Origin of the sequence: Senimuribacter intestinalis (assembly GCF_943192965.1) — a bacterium.
Classification (GTDB): Bacteria; Bacillota; Clostridia; order Peptostreptococcales; family Anaerovoracaceae; genus Senimuribacter; species Senimuribacter intestinalis.
Genome location: NZ_CALPCF010000007.1, coordinates 116091 through 136624, shown reverse-complemented (window position 1 = coordinate 136624; position 20534 = coordinate 116091). Strand labels below are relative to the sequence as shown.

Annotated in this window: 19 protein-coding genes; 13 read left to right on the top strand and 6 right to left on the bottom strand. The window is 44.5% G+C overall.

Annotated features, from left to right (window positions below):
- Positions 1–394: 394 nt before the first annotated feature.
- The 4 genes from NFR88_RS08255 to NFR88_RS08240 form a co-directional block, all read right to left on the bottom strand.
- A complete protein-coding gene (locus tag NFR88_RS08255) occupies positions 395–1102 on the bottom strand; it encodes a FadR/GntR family transcriptional regulator (protein ID WP_160201653.1) in 708 nt (235 codons plus the stop codon).
- Between the two features lie 121 nt (positions 1103–1223).
- Positions 1224–2474: an MFS transporter gene (locus NFR88_RS08250; RefSeq protein WP_251614964.1), complete on the bottom strand. Its 1251-nt coding sequence runs from the start codon at positions 2472–2474 to the stop codon at positions 1224–1226.
- 6 nt (positions 2475–2480) lie between these two features.
- Positions 2481–3140 (bottom strand): TetR/AcrR family transcriptional regulator, encoded by a 660-nt coding sequence (locus NFR88_RS08245; protein WP_251614961.1) that lies wholly within the window; start codon positions 3138–3140, stop codon positions 2481–2483.
- A 503-nt stretch (positions 3141–3643) separates the two neighbouring features.
- Complete coding sequence (locus NFR88_RS08240) at positions 3644–4951, bottom strand: S1C family serine protease (protein WP_251614958.1); 1308 nt, start codon at positions 4949–4951, stop codon at positions 3644–3646.
- Positions 4952–5107: 156 nt separating this feature from the next.
- On the opposite strand from NFR88_RS08240, the gene hslO reads away from it, so the two are divergent.
- From hslO to NFR88_RS08215, 5 genes are all read left to right on the top strand, one after another.
- A complete protein-coding gene (hslO, locus tag NFR88_RS08235; protein ID WP_251614955.1) occupies positions 5108–6022 on the top strand; it encodes an Hsp33 family molecular chaperone HslO in 915 nt (304 codons plus the stop codon).
- 15 nt (positions 6023–6037) lie between these two features.
- Positions 6038–7081 (top strand): D-alanine--D-alanine ligase family protein, encoded by a 1044-nt coding sequence (locus NFR88_RS08230; protein WP_201759547.1) that lies wholly within the window; start codon positions 6038–6040, stop codon positions 7079–7081.
- Complete coding sequence (locus tag NFR88_RS08225) at positions 7050–7463, top strand: YwiB family protein (protein ID WP_160201658.1); 414 nt, start codon at positions 7050–7052, stop codon at positions 7461–7463. Before NFR88_RS08230 ends, NFR88_RS08225 begins: the two co-directional genes overlap by 32 nt.
- A 171-nt stretch (positions 7464–7634) precedes the next feature.
- On the top strand, positions 7635–9149 hold the full coding sequence (locus NFR88_RS08220) for a DUF1846 domain-containing protein (RefSeq protein WP_160201659.1): 1515 nt from the start codon (positions 7635–7637) through the stop codon (positions 9147–9149).
- A 1-nt stretch (position 9150) separates the two neighbouring features.
- A complete protein-coding gene (locus NFR88_RS08215; protein ID WP_251614952.1) occupies positions 9151–10719 on the top strand; it encodes a ClC family H(+)/Cl(-) exchange transporter in 1569 nt (522 codons plus the stop codon).
- A gap of 324 nt (positions 10720–11043) precedes the next feature.
- Here the strand turns inward: NFR88_RS08215 and NFR88_RS08210 are convergent, their stop codons facing one another.
- Positions 11044–12390, bottom strand: a complete 1347-nt coding sequence (locus tag NFR88_RS08210) for an ATP-binding protein (protein WP_251614949.1) — start codon at positions 12388–12390, stop codon at positions 11044–11046.
- 219 nt (positions 12391–12609) lie between these two features.
- On the opposite strand from NFR88_RS08210, the gene NFR88_RS08205 reads away from it, so the two are divergent.
- From NFR88_RS08205 to NFR88_RS08185, 5 genes are all read left to right on the top strand, one after another.
- Positions 12610–13047, top strand: a complete 438-nt coding sequence (locus tag NFR88_RS08205) for a LytTR family DNA-binding domain-containing protein (protein WP_160201662.1) — start codon at positions 12610–12612, stop codon at positions 13045–13047.
- Positions 13048–13060: 13 nt separating this feature from the next.
- Positions 13061–13507: a hypothetical protein gene (locus tag NFR88_RS08200; protein ID WP_251614947.1), complete on the top strand. Its 447-nt coding sequence runs from the start codon at positions 13061–13063 to the stop codon at positions 13505–13507.
- Positions 13491–14405, top strand: a complete 915-nt coding sequence (locus tag NFR88_RS08195; protein ID WP_251614944.1) for an ABC transporter ATP-binding protein — start codon at positions 13491–13493, stop codon at positions 14403–14405. Before NFR88_RS08200 ends, NFR88_RS08195 begins: the two co-directional genes overlap by 17 nt.
- Positions 14402–15298 carry an ABC transporter permease gene (locus tag NFR88_RS08190; RefSeq protein WP_251614940.1) on the top strand — a complete coding sequence of 299 codons (897 nt, stop codon included), beginning with the start codon at positions 14402–14404 and terminating at the stop codon, positions 15296–15298. Before NFR88_RS08195 ends, NFR88_RS08190 begins: the two co-directional genes overlap by 4 nt.
- A gap of 130 nt (positions 15299–15428) precedes the next feature.
- Positions 15429–16655, top strand: coding sequence for a Fic family protein (locus NFR88_RS08185; protein WP_160201666.1), 1227 nt, complete (start codon positions 15429–15431; stop codon positions 16653–16655).
- Positions 16656–16716: 61 nt separating this feature from the next.
- On the opposite strand, the gene NFR88_RS08180 is transcribed toward NFR88_RS08185, so the two are convergent.
- On the bottom strand, positions 16717–17397 hold the full coding sequence (locus tag NFR88_RS08180; RefSeq protein WP_160201667.1) for a hypothetical protein: 681 nt from the start codon (positions 17395–17397) through the stop codon (positions 16717–16719).
- Positions 17398–17943: 546 nt separating this feature from the next.
- On the opposite strand from NFR88_RS08180, the gene NFR88_RS08175 reads away from it, so the two are divergent.
- The 3 genes from NFR88_RS08175 (at position 17944) to NFR88_RS08165 (ending at position 20534) form a co-directional block, all read left to right on the top strand.
- Positions 17944–18222, top strand: a complete 279-nt coding sequence (locus NFR88_RS08175; RefSeq protein WP_160201668.1) for a hypothetical protein — start codon at positions 17944–17946, stop codon at positions 18220–18222.
- A complete protein-coding gene (locus tag NFR88_RS08170) occupies positions 18210–19361 on the top strand; it encodes a sigma-54 interaction domain-containing protein (RefSeq protein ID WP_160201669.1) in 1152 nt (383 codons plus the stop codon). The genes NFR88_RS08175 and NFR88_RS08170 overlap by 13 nt, the downstream gene beginning before the upstream one ends.
- A 192-nt stretch (positions 19362–19553) precedes the next feature.
- Positions 19554–20534, top strand: a complete 981-nt coding sequence (locus NFR88_RS08165; RefSeq protein WP_160201670.1) for a beta/alpha barrel domain-containing protein — start codon at positions 19554–19556, stop codon at positions 20532–20534.

Here is a 20534-nt window from a genome sequence, read left to right as displayed (position 1 = left end):
TCCTACAACGATGGTCTGCCGCCAGCAAAAGTTATGTAAATGCCACATTGCTATTACAACTTTGCTTGACCAGAACACTGATACCCAATTTTTTGATATTTTACTGTAGGATGCTAAAGTTTCTCCGACTTTCTGTCGGTATTTCTTTCTGCAGCCGCCATTTTTTCTTAAAACACTTTTATATGTGGCGCTTTTTCACAGGTCTCCGCCATGTATACAGAAATCAATCCCAAACGTGGCACGGGGCAAATCACAGGTACGGCATGTCTTCATTCTCTTGCTGTTAATCTTACTCCCGTACACGAACCTGCCAGACTAACTGTTTCAAGCGGGCGCGTTGGTCGAAAGTCGAAAAAAAGCTGTCTCATTTCATTTTGAGACAGCTCTATTGCAGTTATTCAAAGTAAATTTCTCTGCTTCCGTGGATGCTTTCGCCGATGGAAGTATTAATCCAGGCGACAGCGCCTTCTTTGTCGCGATTCTTGATGTGTTCCCAAAGACCGAAGTTGTTTTCATAAAGGGCATGGATACCGTAGAGCATGCAAAAACGCTCCCACATGGTGGAAACCGGTGCCCGAAAGGAATGAAATATCAACGGAATCAAGGTGTTCCCTGAGAAAAACGCAAGGGCATTCTGAAAGGCATAAGCGCCATTCACTGCTTCTTCTATGGAGGAGGCGGTACGAATTTTTTCTACGTGATTGTGAAGCTGCAGAATTTCTTCCTCGGTGATTCGGTCGATGCACAGGTTAACAGCCAACGTATCCAGCGCGATGCGGACTTCCAGAATAGAGCGGACTTCATCACGACGCAGTTTTCCGCCGTTATAGTTCATGATGGAGATTAGAGTTTCCAGCGTACCTTTGTTGCGATAGTCAGAGACATAAGTGCCGCTTCGAGGGTGAACTTCCAGAAAACCCTTCTTTTCCAGTTCGGCAAGACCGCTGTTGACTACGCCGCGGCTCACCTGCATGGTTTCTGCAAGCTGACGCTCGGAAGGAAGTTTCTCTCCAATGGAAAGACTACCGGAAAGAATCATGTGCTCCAGCTGTTCTATGAAAAGTTCCTTTAACGAAGGTGATGCGATTTTTTTAAATTCCATAAAGGTCTCCTGATTGGAAATTGCGTGTGTCATTTCAATTTGATTTGGTATTGGTATAACCAAAGTAATTATAACACGCCTTTGCCGGTAAGTAAATCAAAACTGGCTTGCAGGCAACAGTTCAGGCGTCTTTGCTGAGCCCTTTGAAGATTTTTCTTGTAGAAATTGCAATCAGCAGAGACACCGTGGCGGCAAAGAATATGACAATGTACTCCCGACCGCTGCAGAAGTCAAAGAACAGTCCATAAAGGGAAGTGCCCAAAGGCTGTGCGCAGGTGCAGAGGGTCATAATGACAGAAAGCACTTTGCCGATTAAATGTTGTGGAGTTTCCCCTTGCACAAAGGCGAGCATCTGCACGGAAAACAGGGTCGAAAAAATCATGAGGCAGAAGAAGCAGCCAGTGATGATGAAGTAATTAATCCATGGTGAGGAGATTAGCATAAGTCCAAATGCCATAGGATAAATCATAAGGGAAGAAGCAATCAGGAAATTGCCTGCTTTGGACAGTGTAAGCTTTTTGGCAAAAAGTCCTGCGCTGATACCTCCTGCAAGTCCGCCCAGCGCAAAAGCGCCTTCTGAAAAACCGAAGAGTCTGTTGCCCAGCGCCGGTTCAAAGTCCAGCACCTCCGTAATCAGATATGGCGTGGCAACTACAATCATAGCGGACAAAAAGAGGTTGATTCCGCAGATTACCAGCAGAACTTTTATAATAATCGGCTTATCCCTGCGAATAAAGTGAAAGCTTTCACCAAAGTCGGATTTTACGATATGCCATATGCTGCCGCCAGCAGACTGTTTGGTATGAGGCATATGAATAAAGATTTCCATTACTGCTGACAGGAAGAAACATGCAGTGGAAATCCAAAGCAGCGGCATTAGTCCGTAAAAGCTGTAGAGAATGCCGCCAAGTATCGGTCCGATTAGGGAAGAAAAGGAATTGATAGTGTTGATGACAGAGTTAGCCTGCACATAGTAATCAGGCTTTACCAGCGCAGGAATGCTTGCGGATACCGATGGCTGATATGCACCGGCAATGCCATACAGCAGCATTAAAGTGACTGTAATCAGCGTGACAAAATCCACAGAACTAAGAAGCAGCGAAAATGCTGCGATAATCAATGCCGTGAAGAAGTCCAGCACTACCATAATGGTACGCTTATTGATTCTGTCAGCAATTATGCCTCCAACAGGAGAAAGGAGAATGGATGGAATAAAAGCAAGGGCTGTTACTGTTCCAAACAGCGCAGAAGATCCGGTCTGATTCAGAAGGTATAAAGGCAGTGCAAATCTAATAATAGCGTTACCGAATAGTGAAATAATCTGTCCAGTTACAACCAGCGTGAAATCCCTGGTAAATAGCGTATTGCTCATGTGAATTTATCCTTTCTTGCTGTCGTTATAAATTGTAGCTAGTTCATGGAGCCGCTGCAGCATGTCGTCGTCCAGAATATCCAGTCCGAAGCCCTGCAGCATTTGATTGAGAATCATAAATTTGCTGCATGTTTCCTCTGGGGTGTTGTTAAATATCATTGGATTCGTCCAGACGTTGGCAGCAAGAATGATCAGCTCAGCAAGCTGGGCAGGGTGGCTCGTCTTGATGGTGCCGTCAGAAATCCCCTGCTGGATAATCGGCAGAATGTAATCGGGTGCAACCGTGTTAATCGTATCATCGATTAGCAGAAACAGGAGTTTATGATTTTTCTTAAAATCCGGCGCGATTCTAAAAATATCGCTTTGCACCGGACGGCAGATGGACGATTTAAAAATAGTTTTCAGTTTATCTTTGCCGCTGAGATCTGTGCGGTCACGGATTTCATCCAGCATTTTGTTGGAGTCACATGTTAGGCGGTCGATCACTGCAACCAAAATGTCTTCCTTTGATGCAAAATGGTGATAGATAGCGCCCTTGCTGAGCCCTTTCAGCTCATTGATGATATCCTGAATCGAAGTGTTTTCGTAGCCTTTTTCCATAAATAGCCGAGTGGATGCGTCCAGGATTTTTTGAACTGTTTCCTCAGGGTGTTTATTTCTGCTCATGATAGTCGCCTCCTTTTTGTATGGTGTGCGTGCATGAAAATGAAACATACCTTTGGTATGTATATAAAGATAACATACCAGCGGTATGTTTGTCAAGGGCATACATTGAGCGTGAATGCGGCAAAAACGGAGTAGAACTTAACCTAAATGGGGATTTTTTCAAAAAAATGTATAACCTATCTGGTCTAGGTTTGCCTAAGGTCTGGTCAGCAATCCCTTTCGGCTTGCATATTGTGCAAGATGTCAGCAAAAACTCTAAAAAAATACGTAAAATGCAAGTTTTATACTTAAATTGGTCTGCCAGTCGGCTGCAGCCCGATCGCAGTCCGATGTTCGTATACATTTTTTGTCGATTTTTTGATTTTCGGTTAAGATTTAGAGAGTTGCTTATACATTTTTTTGAAAAAAACCTTATTTGGGTTAAGCTGCAGCCGCAACCATGACTGCAACAAAAAAGCACCGCTGACAATTTTGACAGCGGTGCATCAATATAGATGAAACGTTTATTCAGTTGCTTCTATCAGGGTAGTAGTGATTTCAACGGTCTGGTTGTCACGAATGACGGTGACCTTGATTTTATCGCCAGGCTTGTGTTTGTTCAGTGCGCTGACCAAACTTGCCTGATTTTCAATCTTGGTGTCCTCTACGTAGTAAATCATGTCGCCTGCTTTAAATCCGGCCTTCTGTGCTTCGCTGCCGGTGACTTCCTGAATGTAAACACCTGTCATGCGCAGACCATACTGCATTGCAACTTCTGCACTGGAAGCATCCAGAACGGAGATGCCGATTGCTGCACGATTGGTAACGTGACCGTTTTCGATGAGGTCTTTGGCGATTTCAGCAGCTTTTGCGATTGGGATGGCAAAGCCCAGACCTTCTACATCGGAGCCGGAAGATTTAGCTACGACAATACCGATTAAGTTGCCATACTGGTCGAAGAGTCCGCCGCCGGAGTTGCCCGGATTGATGGAAGTATCGGTCTGCAGCAGGGTCATTTCTCTGCCCTCTACGGTGATCGTTCTGTCCAGTGCACTGATGATACCGCTGGAAGCGCTTCCTCCCAGCTGACCCAGAGGATTTCCGATAGCCACAACCATATCACCTACCGACAGCTGGGAACTGTCTCCATAAGAAGCAGCGGTCAGATTCTTTGCATTGACTTTCAACACTGCGATATCGTTCTGTGCATCGCTACCGACTACTTTTGCATCCAGTTCTGTACCGTCTTTCAATGTGACCGTAATTTTGGAAGCGCCGTCGATAACGTGGTTGCAGGTTAGGATGTAGCCTTTGGTATCTACGATGACGCCACTGCCTGCACCTTGGGTTACGTAGTTTTGCAGCCAGTTATCCATAGCGACGGATTCTGTTCTGATTTCAACTACTGCGTTTTCGTTCTGGGCAATGATTTCCTGTACGGACTTCTCACTTCCAGTAGCTTTTGCCAGAGTGTAGTTGGTTGCAGAAACGGTTTTTCCGCCGCCGCTTACCAGTCCGGAGTCAGCCAGAAGTGTATAGCCGCCAATGGTCAGCCCTGAGGTTGCCAGCATACAGCAGATCAGCGTAACGACAAAAGCTCTGCGGGTAATGTATTTTGGATCCTTTTTTTTCTTTTTCGGAGGGGCAGGCGGTGTTTGCTGATAGTAAGTATAACCCGTCTGTCCTGCATACTCGCTCTGCGGCTGGTCGTACAGGGGCTTCTGTACAGGCTCTGGCTCAGGCGAATAATCAGTTTCAGTCTTAGGTGAACAGTCGCCTACCATGACGAAGTTTGGTTCTCTATGTTCATTGTTGTTATCCCAGTTATCCATTTGAATTCCTGCCTTTCTGATGTAAAAAATCTTTTTCTCTTAATATACCCAAATTATAGCTGAAAAATGTGGTTTTTTTGTGTTAAAATTGTCAAGAGTATGATAAAATATATGATTGAATGTGTGAATTAATAAACGAGAGGTTAAACATAGAATATGAGCAAAGTAATTACAGCAATCGACAAAAGCGGCTCTTACAGTGTCAGCCTGACTATCACCACCGACATGGTAGAAGAAGCCCGAAAAATCCATAATACCACGCCCCTTGCTACAGCGGCGCTGGGTAGAGTTCTTACCGGTGCGGGACTGATGAGCCTGGATCTTAAGAGCGAAGAAAATAAGCTGACTGTACAGTTTAAAGGAGACGGACCTGCCAGACAGATTTTGGCAACTGCCTATGGAGACGGCAGAGTTAAGGGGTATATCTCTAATCCCGATGTAGAGCTGCCTCTTCGCGCAGACGGACATCTGGATGTAGGCGCAAGCCTTGGTGTTGGAGATCTGACAGTGATTAAAGACTTGGGCATGAAGGAGCCATATGTAGGAACGATCGCTTTGGTTTCCGGTGAAATCGCAGATGACCTGACTGCCTACCACTATATTTCCGAGCAGCAGAACGCTTCCGTAGCGCTGGGGGTTAAAATTTCCAGAGAGCGAAAGGTGCTCTGCGCTGGCGGTATGATTATCAAGATGCTGCCGGGTGCTTTGGAGGAATCGGTGACAGCGCTGGAAGACATGATTGGTAAAATGCCGCCGATGACAACCAGCATTGAGAAAGTCATGGTTCGCTCCGCCGGAAAAACCGAAGAAGGTATTGTACTTGACTTGCTGGAGGAGATTTTTAAAGATATGCCGGAAGAACTTATGCCAGACAAGACAGAAACCAGAGAAATCAGGTGGGAGTGTGACTGCAGTGAAGAAAGGCTGGAACAGATCCTTATGACCATCGGCAGAAAGGATTTGCGTGAGATTATCGATGAAGACGGGCAGGCTGAGCTTGTGTGCCAGTTCTGCGAGAAGAAATATTTCTTTGACAAAGCGCATCTTGAGCGTATTTATGAGCAAATGTAAGGTAGGGGGATTATTATGAAAAGAATAGGAGTCATCTTTGGCGGCCGTTCAGGCGAGCACGAGGTATCACTGCTGTCCGCAGCTTCAGTCATCGAAGCCATCGACAGAAATAAGTATCAGGTGGTCATGATTGGAATTACGAGAGAAGGTCAGTGGAAGCTGTACCTGGGTGAGCTTTCGGAGATTCCTTCCGGAGCATGGGAGGAAACAGCTGAGGACATTACAGTATCTCAGCTAAAGGACCTTGCAGACTTTATCTTTCCGGTGCTTCATGGACCTTACGGCGAGGACGGCACGATTCAGGGACTCTTTGAAATGCTGGATATGCCTTATGCCGGCTGCGGGGTGCTGGCATCGGCGCTGTGTATGGATAAAGTTTCCGCAAAGAAAATCTTTGAAGAGGCAGGGCTTCCGACCAGCAGATACAAGCTGGTGTACAGCGAAGACCTTGCAGAACACATGGAGGAAATCATAGCGGACATTGAAGCAGAATTGCCGTATGTCATGTTTGTCAAGCCTTCCAATATGGGTTCCAGCGTGGGCATTTCCAAGGTAAGAAATGCAGATGAGCTGAGGCAGGCGCTTCTCCTTGCTGCAAAATATGACAGGCGTATTATTATTGAAGAGGGGATCGACTGCAGAGAGGTAGAAACCGGTGTTATCGGAAATCACAAGCCGCAGGTTGCCGCAGTGGGAGAAATCGTTGCAAAGCTTGATTTTTATGATTATACCGCAAAGTACACCGATGATTCGGGTACGGAGATTTCCATTCCGGCGCAGCTTCCTAAACTGACCTACGAGAAAATCCGTACTCTGGCGAAGGAAGCTTATAGGGCTTGTGACTGCAGCGGATTTTCCAGAATTGATTTCTTTGTAGATAAAAAAACTGGAGAAGTTTACATAAACGAGATTAACACGATACCCGGCTTTACCAAATACAGCATGTTTCCGAAGATGTGGGAAGAAATGGGCGTCGGATTTACAGAATTGATTGAAAGGATTGTGGAGTTTGGTTATGAGAGATATTATGCTAAAAATAACAGGCAGACAGTTCTCTGAGAATGACGAAGACCGCATGGAGTTCATTACTGAGGGGAAACTGTACGAGCGCGACGGTGCAAGATATTTGATGTATGACGAGAGCGAATTTTCCGGCTTTCCGGGCTGCAAGACGACCCTGAAGCTGACCGATGACTGCATTCGCATGCGCAGAATCGGCAGCGGCGCAGGGGCTGGCACGGAACTGGTATTTGAAAAAGGAAAGCGCTTTAGCAGCAGTTATCACACGCCTTATGGAAATTTGGAGATGGAGCTTTTGACCAATGAGGTTGAAAATAACCTGTCGGAAGACGGATTCGGAGATATCTGCATTGACTATCAGGTGAATCTTGGAGGTATTGCGGAAGGGCGCAACAAACTGAAAATCGAAGTAACTCAGTGAAACAGCAGGAAAGGGGATTTACAAGATGGATAAGAAAAGAAGACGAATCGCACAGGTGCTGGTGGTGCTCATCATCGCTGCGATGATAGTTACAACCGTGCTTTGGGCAGTGCAGTTGTCAATATAAAATTTTCATAAAGTAACACAAATAGATAAAGAACGGAGGAATTCATGTTAAAAAAAGGTTTTGATCCAGAAAAGTACATTGAAGAGCAGTCGAAGTATATTTTAGAGCGAATTAATCACGGTAATGCAGAAAGGCTTTATTTGGAGTTCGGCGGCAAGCTGGTTCACGATAAGCATGCGATGCGCGTGCTGCCGGGATTTGATGAAAATGCGAAGATTAAGCTTCTGCAGCATATGAAAGATCAGGCGGAGATTATTATCTGCATTTATGCAGGCGATATTATGACCAGCAAGACTCGTCAGGATTTCGGTATTACATATGACCTGGAGGTTCTGCGTCTCATCGACACCTTCAGAAAGTACGATCTTGCCATCAACAGCGTCGTTGTAACCAGATACGAGGATGCGCCGGCTGTCAATACGTTCATTAACAAACTGGAACGCCGCAATATCAAAACCTACAAACACAGATTCACAAAAGGATATCCGACCGATGTGGACACCATCGTAAGCCCGGAGGGCTACGGTGCAAATCCATATATTGAGGTTTCTAAACCGCTGGTTGTGATTACAGGACCTGGAGGCGGCAGCGGTAAGCTGGCGACCAGTCTTTCCCAGCTTTATCATGATTTTATCAGAGGAACTAAGGCGAGATATGCTAAGTTTGAAACCTTTCCGATTTGGAATCTGCCGCTGAAGCATCCTCTAAATATTGCTTACGAGGCAGCAACAGTGGATTTAAAGGACGTTAACATGATCGACTCTTTCCATTTGGAAGCCTATGGGGAGACGGCAGTCAACTATAACCGCGATCTAGAGGTCTTTCCGGTTGTAAAGCGAATCATCGAAAAGATTACAGGCGAGGAAGCCGAGTATAAATCTCCGACCGATATGGGTGTAAATAGAATCGGTTTTGTCATCAATGATGATGAAGTCTGTCGTGAAGCCGCTTGTCAGGAGATCATCAGAAGATATCTTTTGGCAGAGGTTGATTACAAGAAAGGGATTATTTCTGAGGGCTGTCTGGAACGGGCGAAGCTTTTGATGAAAGAAGTGGGCAAAGATGTGTCCGACCGTAAGGTGGTGCAGCCTGCCAGAGATTACGCTGAGAAAAAGAGAAACTGCGACAAGCGCTACGAAAATGTGGTCGTTATGGCAATCGAGATGCCGGACGGCACCATTGTGACGGGAAGAAGCTCCCGCCGTATGGTCGCAGCAGCGGCGGCAATCCTCAACGCTATCAAGAAATTATCCGGTCTTGCCGATGACATGCTGATTATCACACCGCAGGTGCTGGAAACCACCCAGAAGCTGAAGACAGATATTCTGGATTACGACAGGACAAGCCTGAACTGCGAAGAGGTTCTCATGGCATTGACCGTATCCGGCACACAGAATCCATTTGCATCCGTTGCAGTCAGCAAGCTGCCGCTTTTGAAAGGCTGCCGTGCCCACTGCACTGCGATTTTGAGTGACCGTGACGAGCAGACTCTGCGCGCTCTGGGCATTGATGTAACCTGCGACCCGGAATACGTTACCACTAACTTATATACGAATTAAGATGAAGAACAAGACGAAAATTACGTTAGAACGATTTGAAACTTCAAAATACAGGCTCATTGTAGAGGGAATTGGGGTCGGTCTTTTGACCGGGCTATTGGTATCTTCTTTCCGCATGGGTCTTGAACAGGCAGAGTCTCTCAGAGGCTCTGTTCTTCTTGCAGTGAAAACTGGTGGGGTGAGCAGCCTTATTTGCGCATTGGCAGCGCTGATCTGCGCTTATATAGTGGTCTGGTACGCAAGCCGCAGGGTGCCTCTGTGCACCGGTTCCGGCATTCCCCAGGTCAAAGGGGAGCTGCTGGGACAGATGGAACAAAACTGGTGGCAAGTCATCTGTGCCAAGTTTATCGGCGGCGTCTGTGCAATCGGCGCAGGACTTTCTCTCGGACGTGAAGGCCCCAGCATTCAGCTGGGGGCTATGGTTGGAAAGGGCTTTTCACGTCTGTCGGGCAGACTTCGCACTGAGGAGAAACTGCTCATGACCTGCGGCGCTGGTGCAGGTCTTGCCGGCGCTTTCGGTGCACCTCTTGCCGGCGTGGTCTTTTCTCTGGAAGAACTGCATAAAAATTTTTCCACGGAAATACTGCTGTCCACCATGGCGGCGTCCATTGCCAGCGATTTTGTTTCTTCCTATATCTTTGGGCTTAGCCCGGTATTCGGCTTGTCTGTAGAGGGAAAACTGCCGCTGTCCCGGTACTGGATGATTATTCTTCTGGGGATTGCGCTGGGCGTCTTCGGCGTATTTTATAACTGGGTGACTGCAAAGGTGCAGGATGCTTATGACAGATTGCCGCGGCGCTCTATGCGCATTGCAGTGCCTTTCGTCTGCGTTATAGGACTGGCGGCATTTTTTCCTTACGCCCTTGGCAGCGGTCATGGGCTGGTAACGGAAGTTGCTGCCGGAAACTTTGGACTGTCTATGCTGGCGGTGCTTTTGATACTGAAATTCTGTTTTTCCATGATGAGCTTCGGCTCCGGCGTGCCGGGCGGTATATTTCTGCCTCTTTTGGTACTGGGCGCAATCAGTGGCGGGCTCTTTGCAGTGGGAGCCGGAAATATTTTCGGATTCGAGGATATTCACCTTGCCAATTTTGTAATCCTGGGCATGGCGGGACTGTTTTCTGCAATTGTGCGTGCGCCGGTTACCGGTATCATTCTGATTACGGAGATGTCAGGTGACTTTAAAAATTTCCTTTCTGTTGCGACAGTGGCGCTGGCTGCTTATATTGCAGCGGATTTGCTCCACGGAAAACCTATTTATGATCAGCTACTTTCCCGTATGCTGGCAAAGCGCGCATCCTATGGTACGACAGAGGAAACCCGCGGACACAAGGTGCTGATGGAAGCGCAGGTCTATATCGGCAGCCGTATGGACGGCGAAAAAATCGAAAAAATGCTGCTGCCGCCAGGCTGTCTCGTGGTTTCTGTGGAGCGTGAGAATAAGGAGATTGTGCCCAGCGGCAGCACCGTGCTGCGAGGCGGCGATAAGCTGATTTTGCTGTGTTCCCAGGGAGATGTGCAGAAAGTAGAGGAGAAGCTGGATAATATTTGCAGGAAGATTAAGATGTAGTTTTGCGTACCGGTGAGGTTTTATGGAGAGAATACGCTATATCGACAACCTGAGAAGCAGCCTTATTCTGTTTTTGATTCCCTATCATGGGGCAATGGCTTGCAATTGCTGGGGTGAGGGTAACTACGTGCTGGCTTATGTATTTGCTGTGATACTGAGCAGTCACAGAGTTTGCCAATGTACAGGAAATGGAGAAGTGTGTAGAACTGATTTTGCGCTTTGTGAAAAGGTTTGCAGAAACAGCATAGGCAGTTTGAATTGTGAAATAGTAAAACCCCTGGGGCAGCGGCAATGATGATAATGCTGTACCGTCAGGGGTTTTAATTATTGAAAAAACTGCTGCTCGCTCATAAAGCGTTTTAGCATAAACAGACAGAAGTACGGAAAGGTGTAAATTGGATCGTTATGACCGATATTTCCAGCTGTAAATTTGATTCCATGGCAAATATCGGGATAGTGTTCGCTTGTAATCAACTGCTGCAAAGATTTAGAGCGGTTGTGATTTGATTTGATTTCGACGGGAATCAGTTCGTTTGCTGAACGAATAAAGAAATCTTCTTCTAATGTCGAGTTTTCCTTCTTATAGTAATACAGACTGTATCCCTGCTTGATCAAAGCTTCCGCAGCAAAGTTCTCATATAATGCACCTTTGTAAACACCGAGGTTTCTATTGGCACGCAAATCTTCTTGTGCTTCATCGTCAAGGGAGGCAACGAGAAGCCCTGTATCGGAAACATATACTTTGAATTTATTTTCATCAATGTTTCCTTTTAAAGGAAGTTCTGGAAAACTCATGCAGTAGCAAATGTTAATGAGCCCTGCGTCGCTGAGCCAGTCGATACACCCTATGTATTCCTTTGACCGGGCGCCTTTTACCACTTTGGAATACTGAAATTTCTTGTTTTCTTTTGCAAGCTGCGCAGGGATAGAGCGATAGACGTTAATGATTTTAGTTTGGTCAAGGCCCTCTGCATATTTTCTGACATCGCTTTCATAGTCAATCAGCAGCTGCCTCTGCAGGGCGAGGGAGTCCTGAAAATGATTTTGCTCAACGTATTTTGATACAATATTGGGCATGCCGCCGAGAATACAAAATTCCAAAAATAGTTTTGAGTAGATATCGTATTCTAATGATGAAAAGGCTTTTCCATTCAGCATGTGGGAAAGGATGTCATCTGTGGTATCAGAGCAATATCCCTTTGCCCAGAGGAACTCCTCAAAATCCAAAGAGTGCATCTGATAATCCATTTTATAGCCGACACTGATACTGGCAATGTGCTTGTATTGGATGCCTAAAAGAGAGCCAGAGCAGATAACATCGAATCGACCATCTTCTTTGAAAAATTTTAAAGATGTTGCTATTTCAGGAAAATCTTGAATTTCATCAAAAAAGAGAAGGGTTTTTCCGGCATAAAATTTCTTGCTTGGATCAATTAGGGTAATAAGTTTGACAATTTCATCAGCAGAAAATCCATTTTCGATGATGGTTTTATACTTTGGTTCTGTAACAAAATTGATTTCTACAACATGATCGTAGTTTTCAAAAGCAAATTTGCGGATTGTTTCTGTTTTTCCAATTTGCCTTGCACCTTTTATGATAAGAGGAAGGCGGCTTGGCTGAGCTTTCCAGGAAAGCAGATATTTGTCAGCTTTTCGTTCTAAGTATTTCATGATAATTTTCCTTTCAGGTATAGTGTAACACGATGTTAAGAAAAGAACAACACTTTCATGAGCGTATTTTTTATAAAAATCACATTTTCATGAGCGTATTTTCGACATTTTTCGCATTTTTATGAGCGTATTGCCACTTACGGCGGATTTTCTACAGCTTATTGCTGCGTTGTTTACTTCTTTTTAGGGATGTGATAGGATTGGTGCAGGAGGTGGAATGTGAGAATCAGGGTAGAACAAATAGCAAAAGGGCAGGAAGAAGAAATTATCCTCCGGTGTTATGAAGTCAGCGATGATTTGCAGAGACTGGTGCATCAGATAGAAAATTTACAGTCCGGTCTTACAGCTTATCGCAATGGGGAAATTCATCGCCTTTCTTTTGATGAGGTGTACTATTTTGAAGTTGTGGACGGAAAGTCCTTTCTATATTGTAAAGACTGCGTCTTTGAAAGTAAATTAAGGCTTTATGAGTTTGAAAAGCTGAGCGCTGAAACTAAATTTTTGAGAACATCCAAATCCATGGTACTCAATGGGGATAAAATTGACTTTATTAAGCCGTCCCTTTCGGGACGGTTTGAAGTGACACTGCTGAACGGCGAAAAGGTTATCGTTTCAAGGCAGTATGTCAATGCTTTGAAAAAGAAAATGGGACTATAGGAGGACGATAGATATGAATATGCGAGAATTAATGCGAATGATGCTGCTGCAGTTTTTCATATGTTATACATGCACCATGGCGGCGACCTTGTTTTTCTGTAGATTTGTTAATACGCCGCCGGTTATGATGCTGGAAGTTGATTATCTTTGGCATTGTGGAATTTTTTCTATTTTTGCAATTCTGCCGGGCGCTGTTTACTACAGCGGAGAAGAACTGAGTACGAAACAATGGAAGAATCGTACCATTGCACATACGATTTTGCTTTTAGCGGTTTTGATGACGGCGGGCAGAATCATTAATATGTATGAGAATTTGATTGGAGGGGTTCTCTTTTTTATCACAGTGTTAGTCATTGATGGTTTGGTACGGTGGCTGACCTATTTGGGCGATCAAAAAATTGCGGACGCAATCAATAAAGAATTAAAGGAAACGAGGGAGAGAGATGAAGCATATCATTGAGATCGAACATCTGAGCAAAAGCTTTGGTGAAGTGAAGGCGGTACAGGATTTGAGCTTTCACGTGAAAGAGGGGGAGTTGTTCGCTTTTCTGGGTGTCAACGGTGCAGGCAAGAGCACGACTATTTCCATTATTTGCGGTCAGCTTTCGAAAGATGCCGGAACGGTACTTGTCGATGGCAAAAATACCGATGAAAGTATGAATGATGTAAAGCAGGAGCTGGGCGTAGTGTTTCAGAATTCGGTGCTGGATAAAGCGCTTTCTGTGCGCGACAATCTGAAAAGCCGGGCGGCGCTTTACGGTATTTGCGGAAAAGCCTTTGAGGAAAGACTCGCAGAGCTTGCAGAGCTGCTGGATTTCGGCGATCTGCTGAAGAGAACCGTGGGAAAGCTTTCAGGCGGTCAGAGACGGCGCATTGATATCGCCAGGGCGCTTTTACATAAGCCCGGCATTCTGGTGCTGGATGAGCCGACGACGGGTCTTGATCCGCAGACGAGAAGACTTCTTTGGGATGTGGTGCGCGAACTTCGCCGCAAAGAGAACATGACGGTATTTCTGACGACCCACTACATGGAGGAAGCGGCAGAGGCGGATTATGTGGTGATTTTGGACAGCGGAAAAATTGCTGCGGAGGGAACGCCACTTGCACTGAAGAACGCTTATACAGGTGACTTTATTATCATGTATGGTATCTCAGAGGAGCAAGCAGCAGGTTTTGGTGTGCCGTATGAAAAAGTACCTGGTGGCTGCCGGCTGACGGTTGCGGATACAGCGGCGGCAACGAGTTTTATTGTAGCGAAGCCGAAGCTTTTTACGGATTATGAGATTACGAAGGGAAAAATGGATGATGTATTTCTTGCGGTAACGGGCAAGGCTCTACAAGGAGGGGAAGAAAAATGAAGGGATTAAATGCGCTAGTGTGGCGAAACACAAAGTTGTTTTTTAAGGATAAGGGAATGTTCTTCACATCGCTGATTACACCGCTGATTTTGCTGGTGCTATTTGTAACGTTTTTGGGCAATGTGTACCGGGATAGTCTGGATGCGACTGTTGCTGATATTCCTGGAGTTACAGAGCTGGATAGCAGTTTGGTCGAGGGATTTGTTGGCGGCTGGCTTTTTTCCTCCCTTCTAGCGGTTTGCTGTGTGACTGTGGCTTTTTGTGCTAACATGCTGATGGTACAGGATAAGGTGACAGGTGCAAAGATCGATTTGACCATGGCGCCGGTTGGCCGCGGCACTCTTGCTATGGGATATTATATTTCCACGGCGATCTCTACGCTGATTATATGCGTTGTGGCGCTGGGCGCGTGCCTTGTTTATCTGAGGAGTTTGGGATGGTATTTGTCAGGGGAAGATGTGCTTTTGACTTGTCTGGATGTGGTGCTGTTGACCATGTTTGGCACGGCGCTTTCGTCAGTGATTAACCACTTTCTTTCAACGCAGGGTCAGATGTCTGCGGTCGGCACAATCGTCAGTGCAGGATACGGATTTATTTGTGGCGCCTATATGCCGGTTTCTCAGTTTTCAGAAGGCATTCAAAAATTTATTTCATTTCTGCCCGGCACTTATGGCACTGCGCTTTTGCACAGCCACCTGATGCGCGGCACTTATGAAGCCATGGAGGAGGTGCTGCCTTCTCAGGCGGTGGACGGTTTGCGCGGCGCTTTTGACAGTAATCTTGAATTTTGCGGACACGAGGTCACAGAGCCTGCGATGTATCTGGTGCTTGGCGGGGCTGTGGTGATTCTCATTTGCGTATATGTGGTGCTGGGGAGAGTGCGGAAAGCGTAAGCGAAAAGTCTAAAAAAGAAGAATATATTTCAGGAAAATCGCATACAATAAAATTAACTCTCAAAAATATTGATTTTTTGAGAGTTAGATGATAAAATATAGTGAAAACTATCTGAAAGGACGTATTTTTATGAGTTATAAACTTCTGAGTAAGGTTTATTATAAAAATAAAGATATTTTTGAGACTGAATTTGCTGCACGAAAAAATCGAGCGGATACGATTTCTCTGGGTTTTCAGATTGGTGACTATGAGGCCTTTTATGTGAATCACCCGGAATTTGCGTTGCAGATGGCACGCCTTTATAAAAAATTTGCGCAGCTTGAAAAGCTCTGCGCTGTGCTTCCTGGGGTCGCATATAAGTTTTACGAGAGAAACTGCCTGATCGATGAAATTATCATTACTAACGATATCGAAGGAATAAGAAGTACGCGCAAAGAAATTATCAGCGTCATGGAGACAGATGAGCATGCACCCAAGAAAGGACGGTTCGCCGGACTCGTTGAAAAATACATGTTCCTGGAGAATGGGAGTGCACCTTATGAAATTGCCCTGGAGACGAGTCAGGATGTTCGGAATCTGTATGACGAAATTGTTCTTGCTGAGATTGAGAAGCCAAACTGGCCGGACGGAGAGATTTTCAGAAAAGATTTGGCGGAAGTTATCTCTGGTACGCAGCAGGTAAAACACAAAGGCGTCTATCCAGAACAGAAAATCATCGAATATATAGATCAGACGCTGGCGCTTTTTAAGCGGCAGGACATTCTGAACCTTCATAAGGTTGCTATTTTGCATTACATGATTGGCTACGTGCATCCATTTTATGACGGAAACGGAAGATTGAGCAGATTCCTGAGCAGTTATCTTTTGAAAAAAGAGTTCAACACGCTGACTGCTCTTCGCCTTGCCTACACTATTAAGGAGAACAAAAGCGAGTATTATAAAGCTTTTGATATTTGTAACAATGGGCTGAACAGAGGAGAACTGACCTATTTTCTCATCTATTTTTCTGAAGTTGTAGAAAGGTCAATTGATTCGCTCATAGAGAAGCTGGAAGAGGGAAGAGATATGCTGAATGCATATAGGAAAGCGCTGAAAATAAAATATGACGGATGTAATGAAAACGAGCGCAGAAGAACCATTGATGTTTTATGGTTTTTGATACAGAATGCAATCTTTTCCAACGAGCCTTTAGGTAAAAGCCAGCTTGCCGGACTTTTGCGGGTTGGGGTATCTGCTGCGCACTCATATGTTATGGATTTGATCAACTCTGGTGTACCTATCGCTATCGAAAAAGAGGGACGCAAGCTGGTTTATAAATTAGAACCTGCGTCACTTTTAGAATTTCTGCGCAGCTAAAGTAATAGAAAGGGACTGACTCATCTTGAGCCGGTCCCTTTTAATGTTGTCATTCATATGTTTATGCGGCGAGTTCGCCTTCATTTTCGAAGAAGTAAACAGTAACGATTTTCTTATAAAGACGTTCGTGCTTTTCAAAGTAGAGTTCGATTTCTGTTTCCTCTCCGGAATAATAATCCTCTGGCGCAAGCAGACAGGTTACGGTGATCGGATACCAGCCTGTGTCATTGGCATCCTCAATTTCTAGTTCGATATAGTAATCGTCATAAGCTAAGGTTAAATCGTCCTCAGTATTAATTCCTTTGACATAAATCTTAAAGGACGGATTTTCCGGCGTCAGGTTAAAGTATTCTTTCGATACCCGGATTTCTCCAGCGAAACTGATTTTGCCGGACTTAGGGATGCTCATTTTGCTGTTATATTTGGAAGACTTACCGAGTGCTTTAACCTTATAGTAGTAGGTCTTGTTATTATCAACGGTTTTGTCGTTGTAGTAGGTTCTGGTAGTAGTAGCGATTTTTTTATAAGTGCCGCTCTTGGACGTGGCGCGGTAAACATTGTATTTGACTGCCTTGGTGCGTTTGCTCCATGAAACTTTCAGGTAATTGTCGTCTATGTTCTTTACGGTGACGGTAGGCTTGGTGATTGGAGTCTGCTTGGACGTGGCGGCAAAGGACAGTGATGTGGTTGCCATCATAACGATTAAAAGCAGTCCAATTAAACGAAATACTTTCTTTTTCATTGCAATCTTGTCCTTTCTTTAATTTTACATGATTTTCTAAATTTTACCATAGACAGGGCGGTTTGTCCAGTAGGAGAAGATAAAAACGGTTAGAAATTTTATGGAAATATGAAATAGTTATCGTTGAAAAATAATGGGTCAAATTGGTTTTTATAAAAAAATGTAAAATTTTTTTGAGAAAATATAACCAAAACTACTGGAAACTTCGTCAAGATGTGCTAATCGTATGATTGTAATTTAAAAGGCAAAATCGTTGTGAGGCGATGCTGGCAAGCATTGGTATTATACGTGCTTTGTAGAAATGCGGCGATTTATTACAAGCAATGCTTATTTATTTGAGGAAATTAGCAACGTGGAGCTACAGCAAAATGTTTTGATATCAATTTTATTCAGGACGAAGGCATTATTAGAGATATTTTACAGCGCCTGAATTTAGAGATGGAAGAATAAGTATCCAGCAAAATTCCTTATTGGAAATAGGCTTCTACTCATGGTATACTAATATCAACGTTAGGTACGTAAATCGCTGAAAAAGAAGATTTCTTCATGGGCGGACTTATTAACAAACTGAATCAAATTATGCAGATTGATAACACCAAATATGATGGTATTCTAATTGTCAATAAGAATGGGATTGTGGAATACAGCACATGGTTTGGAAGAATGTCTAATTCTGTCATTCCGGAGTGGGAGAGGTCGATTATAGGCGAACACCTGACGGATTTTTATGAAGAATTATCTGAAGAGACAAGCACTGTATTGCAGACTCTTAAGACGGGAAAAATGTCCATAGACGAGCCTCAGGTCTTAACGTGGAAGCATTGATGGTACTTCGAGGCAGTACCTATCCGATTGTGGAAAATGGCTTGATTGTAGGCGCTGCTAATGTGGCGCAGCTTCTCTATTTGCAGAATTTAAAGACTTCGGAGTATATTAAGCAGAAGCTGTATGTAACAGACGATATTATTACGCAGAATAAAAAAATGGAAGAAATCAAGGCGTTGATTTTAGAAGTCAGCAACAGCGATTCTCCGGTGATGATTTACGGGGAAACAGGCACCGGGAAAGAGATGATTGCTGAATCAATCCATTCAGAGGGAAAGAGAAGAGCCAAGAATTTCATTGCACAAAACTGTGCAGCGATTCCCCCACATCTTTTGGAAAGTATGTTTTTCGGAACGGAAAAGGGCGGCTTTACCGGGGCAGAGTCCAGAGAAGGGCTTTTTGAAATGGCAAGCGGCGGCACACTGTTTCTTGATGAAATCAATTCCCTCGACTTAGGGATGCAGGCAAAACTTTTGAAAGCAATTGAAGAACAAAAAGTGAGACGAATCGGGGGCAGCAAAGATATTCCGTTTAATGTGAGGCTGATTTGTGCTACCAACGAGCCTTTGGAAAAACTTTTGAGAGAAAAGCGGATTCGTGAGGACTTGTATTATCGCATTTGCGTTCTCCAGATTGAAATTCCGCCTTTGCGACAGCGACCAGAGGATATTCTTCTTTTGGCGGAGCATTTTATCGCTTATTATAATGAAAAGATGAATCGGAGCATTAAGGGTATCAGTTCTTTAACTGAGCAGGTTTTTGTTCAATGGGATTGGCCGGGTAATGTGCGGGAACTGAAAAACATCATCGAAAGCGCATTTAATCTTGAGAAGAAGGCGCAAATTAGTTTGGAAAGTGTAAATCCTTTGTTTCGAAGAATGCAGCTTGTAAAAACAATCAGTGATGAACAGAAGGTAAAAATACCGGAGCATAAACCTGCACCGCTGGGAATTCAAAAAATAGAGCCGGGCAGTCAGCACAGCTTAGAGGATATGCTTAAAGCCTATGAGAAAGAAATTATAGAGATGATAATGGAGCAGGAAGAAAAACTGAGTGATGTGGCAGCACGCCTTGATATCTCGCCGCAAAAGCTGCAGTATCGCTTAAAAAAGCTGGGCATATCCCATAAAAAATTTTGAATTTATAAAAATATTTTTATAAATAAATATTTTTTTACAGATATTCCAGGATGGAACCAAGCTGCAATAAATATGTAAAATCAATGAAACGCTTGAAATTCAAGCGTTTTTTGTTGTGCTTTTTTTAGAATTCTCGGTTGGCATACCCTTTGCGATAGGTAATCGTAAAAAGGAATTGAAGGAGATGAAAGTGTGAAGAAGAATTTACCAAAACAGATTGATGTAATTGATGTAACTCTTCGAGACGGATTTCAGCATGAAGAGCTGTTTGTGCCAACTGAGGCGAAGCTTTGGATTGCGGAAAGACTGATGAATGCCGGCTTTAAGCGGATTGAAATCGGCACGTTCAGTCATATTAAGTACGTGCCCCAATTCAAAGACATTTTAGAAGTTCTGAAATGTCTTCCTCACCGTGAGGATGTGGAGTACACGGTTCTTGCGCTGAATACAAAGGCTTGCGAGCGAGTTGCGCAGGCTCTTGAAGAAGGTGTTCAGATAGATAGAGTTCTCTGCGGACAGCTGGCGACCAGCGAGGCTTATGCCAGAAAGAATATGAACAGAACCCATGAAGAGCTTTTCCTTGAGGCGGAGAAGAACGTAAAATTTCTCCATTCCCTGGGAATTAAAAAAGTCTTTGCGAATATCGGAACCATTTTCGGCTGTCCGATTCAGGGAGAAGTCCCTATAGAAAGGGCATATGAATTTGTAGACAGAGCCTTTGATATCGGATTTGACGAGATTGAACACTCCGATCCTGACGGCATTGCAGATCCGGAGAGGGTTTATAACTACTTTTCACATGTGATGAAAGCCTATCCGGATACGTCCATGCATTCTTTCCATGTGCACGATGTGAGAGGAATGGGAATGGCGTCCTACTATGCGGCGATGGAAGCAGGCGTTGAAACCTTTGACTGCACCCTGGGCGGAATCGGCGGTCAGGTAGCAAATATTGTAGACCGTGTGCCGGTGAAAGGGATTGGCTCATATTACTTTGATACAAAGCGTACAGGCCTTGTGGAAACATGCGACTTCGTATCTATGTTAAATACAATGGGTATTGAAACAGGGATTGATGAAAAGAAGTGTTACCAAATTGAGCAGATGGTGGAAAGAATTCTGGGAAGAACCCTGGACTCCTTTACCGCCTCAATGAAAGAGTTAGGAGAGTAA